Annotated in this window: 2 protein-coding genes; one reads left to right on the top strand and one right to left on the bottom strand. The window is 74.9% G+C overall.

Annotation, left to right across the window (positions count from 1 at the left end; all coding sequences use genetic code 11):
- Nucleotides 1–996, bottom strand: a 996-nt coding sequence (locus tag ADY01_RS34390; protein WP_234320528.1) for a LacI family DNA-binding transcriptional regulator, incomplete at its 3' end; no start/stop codon positions are given.
- A gap of 270 nt (nucleotides 997–1,266) precedes the next feature.
- On the opposite strand from ADY01_RS34390, the gene ADY01_RS34385 reads away from it, so the two are divergent.
- Nucleotides 1,267–3,144, top strand: coding sequence for a glycoside hydrolase family 15 protein (locus ADY01_RS34385; RefSeq protein ID WP_049580703.1), 1,878 nt, complete (start codon nucleotides 1,267–1,269; stop codon nucleotides 3,142–3,144).
- Nucleotides 3,145–3,237 lie beyond the last annotated feature (93 nt).

Raw genomic sequence — 3,237 nt, 5'->3', positions numbered from 1 at the left:
GGGAGGGGCGGTGCTGGTGCGGGGCTCGGGGACGGCCCCCTCGCCGGCGCGGCCTTCGAGCCGGTCGAGCAGCAACTCGGCGGCCCACCGGCCGCGTTCTGAGGAGCCCAGGTCGACGCTGGTCAGCGGCGGCCAGCCGGCCTGGGCCAGGGCGCTGTCGTCCATCCCCGCGATCGCGATGTCGCCCGGCACGCGCACCCCGCGGGCGAGGAGCGCGTGGGCGGCGCCGAGGGCGAGCTGGTCGTTGGCGCAGAAGATGGCGTCCGGCCCGGCGGGCAGCAGCCGCTCGGCGGCGCGCGCTCCGGACTCGATGCCGAAGTCGGTGTGGACCACGAGCCGTTCGTCGTGGGGGAGTCCGCAGGCGGCGAGCGCGGAGCGGTAGCCGAGCGCGCGGTTGTGTCCCGGCACGGTGTCGGAGGGCCCGTTGACGAACGCGATGCGGCGCCGGCCCGTCTCGTGGAGGTGCCGGACGGCGAGCGCGGCGCCCGCGACCGAGTCGGCGCGCACGCTGTCCACCGGCACGCCGGGCGGCAGCGAGCCGATGACGACGACGGGCCCCGCGGCGGTGGCGAGGGCGGCGATGTGCGCGTCGGTGATGCGGATCGGACAGAGGATCAGGCCGTCGCTGGTCCGGTCGCCGAGGCTGCGCAGCACGGCCAGCTCGTCCTCGGCGACGGCGTCCGTGGAGTGCAGCAGCAGCCGGTAGCCCGCGGCCTTGGTGACGGACTGGATCGCCCTGACCATGGCCACGTACACCGGGTTGCCGATGTCCGGCATGGCGAAGGTGAGTTGGCGGGTCCTGCCGTCCTTGAGCGAACGCGCCACCGCGTTGGGCACGTAGCCGAGCTCCGCGGCGGCCAGCCGGACGCGCTCGACCGTATCGCGGCGCGCGGCCTGGCCGTTGAGGACCCGGGAGACGGAGGCGATGGAGACGCCCGCCCGTTGGGCGATCGACACGATGGTCGGCTGTCCGCCGTTCCCCATTCCGGTTGCCACCCGTATGCCCTCAATGCGTCATTTTCGTAAACGTTTCCAACGGCTGGAATCGTTTACAGATGGTGCGGGTCCGTTTCCCGCGCCGTCAAGGGGGAGTCGTCTGTGATCCATCTCTCCGGCCTCCGGCGGCGCGGGCCGGCGCCGCGGCCACCGTCCGTCCTGGCGCACCGGGGAGCGCCCGGGAGGCGAGCGCCGGGAGGCGGGAAGTCCTCCCCGCGGCTACCGTCGGCGGCAGGTGGCGAGGCCCGGCGGCGGTGAGGTGGTGAGGCCATGGCGGACACGCCGATCGAGGACTACGGGCTGCTCTCGGACCGCCACAGCGCCGCGCTGGTCGGGCGGGACGGCACCGTGGACTGGCTCTGCTTCCCGCGCTTCGACAGCCCCGCCGTCTTCGGCGGCCTGCTCGACGCCCGGGCGGGCAGCTGGACGATCGGGCCCGCCACCGGCCCCGCCGGGCCCCCGCCCACGGTCCGGCGGCGCTACCTCGACGGCACGATGGTGCTGCGGACGGAGTTCACCACGGCCACCGGCACGGTCGCCGTCACCGACGCGCTCGCCACCGGCCCCGCCGACGATCCGCACCGGCTCGGCGCCGAGGCGCCCCACCTGCTGGTCCGCCGCCTGAGCTGCGAGGCGGGCGAGGTGGAGGCGTCCGTCGACTTCAGGCCGCGCCCCGGTTACGGCCTCGCCTCGCCCGGCTTCACCGCCTGCGAGGGCGGGATCGTCACCCGCGCGGTGGACGGGACGCTCGTTCTCTCCACGCCGCTCCGGCTGACCCCGGAACCCGGCCCCGACCCGGCGGGCGCCACCGCGACCACCACGCTGTACGCCGGGGACGACCTGTACTTCGGCCTGCACTGGGACCCGCCCGGCGACCGGTCCGGCCCGTCCGCGAGCCCGCCCCGGGGCCCGTTCCCCTCGGACGAGCTCGGCGCCGCGCTCGCCACCACGATCGACAGCTGGCGCGGCTGGTCGCGGATGCACCAGCGGTACCAGGGCCCCTGGCACGAACTGGTCCACCACTCGGGCCGCGTGCTCCAGGCCCTGACCTACCAGCCGACCGGCGCCATCGTCGCCGCCGCGACCACCTCGCTGCCCGAGACGCTGGGCGGCACGCGGAACTGGGACTACCGCTACTCCTGGGTGCGGGACGCCGCCTTCACCATGAACGCCCTGTGGGTGGCGGCCTGTCCGGACGAGGGGCAGCAGTTCTTCGCGTTCATGACCTCGGCCGCCACCTCCGTCCCCTCCGGCTCGCGGCTCCAGATCATGTACGGCATCGGCGGCGAACACGACCTGAACGAGCGCGAGTTGGCACACCTGTCCGGCTGGGGCGACAGCCGCCCCGTGCGGGTGGGCAACGACGCCTGGAGCCAGCCGCAGCTCGACGTCTACGGCGAACTCCTCGACACGGCCGTCCGGTTCGCCGACCAGCTCGACGCCGGCGGCCCCGGTCTCGCGGAGTTCCTGCTCGGCCTCGCCGACGCGGCGGCCGAGGTGTGGACCGAGGCCGACCACGGCATCTGGGAGATGCGCGGGGAGCGCCGCCACTTCCTGTACTCCAAGCTGATGTGCTGGGTGGCCCTCGACCGCGCCCTCCGCCTCTCCCGCCGGCTCGGCGGCGCCGACCGGGAGGAGGGCTGGCGCCGCGTGCGCGAGGAGATCCGCGCGGCGATCCTGGAGCGCGGCTGGAACGAGGCGGCGGGTGCGTTCACCCAGTCCTTCGGCTCCACCGTGCTGGACGCCTCCGCCCTGATGCTGCCGATCACCGGCTTCCTCCCGGCCGATGACCCGCGCGTGCTGGCCACCGTGGACGCGGTCGCCCGCGACCTGACGGGCCCCCGGGGGCTGGTGCGGCGCTACCGCACCTCGGGGGCCACGGGCGAGGACGGCCTGGCGGGCGAGGAGGGGTGCTTCCTGCTCTGCACCTTCTGGCTGTCCCAGGCGCAGGCGATGGCGGGCCGCCTGGACGCGGCCCGCGCCACGTTCGAACGCGCCGCCTCCCACGCCAACGACCTGTCCCTCCTCGCCGAGCAGGTCGCCCCCGACACCGGCCGCCTCCTGGGCAACTTCCCGCAGGCGTTCAGCCACATCGGCCTGGTCAACGCGGCCTGGTCGCTCAGCAAGGCCGAACGCCAGGCGACGTGAGGCCCGCTGCCGTCAGTCCCAGGGGTCGAGGCCCAGGAGACGGCGGGTGAGGGGGGTCATGGCCGCGAGCTGGGCGGCGTTCCAGCGGGTGAG

The organism is Streptomyces sp. SBT349 (genome assembly GCF_001083795.1).
Classification (GTDB): domain Bacteria; phylum Actinomycetota; class Actinomycetes; order Streptomycetales; family Streptomycetaceae; genus Streptomyces.
Note: the sequence above shows the minus strand (reverse complement) of the source record. Positions and strands in the feature narration are given on the sequence as shown.

Coding starts and splice junctions, on each gene's coding strand:
- ADY01_RS34385 (WP_049580703.1), top strand. CDS start 1,267: ATGGCGGACACGCCGATCGAGGACTACGGGCTGCTCTCGGACCGCCAC.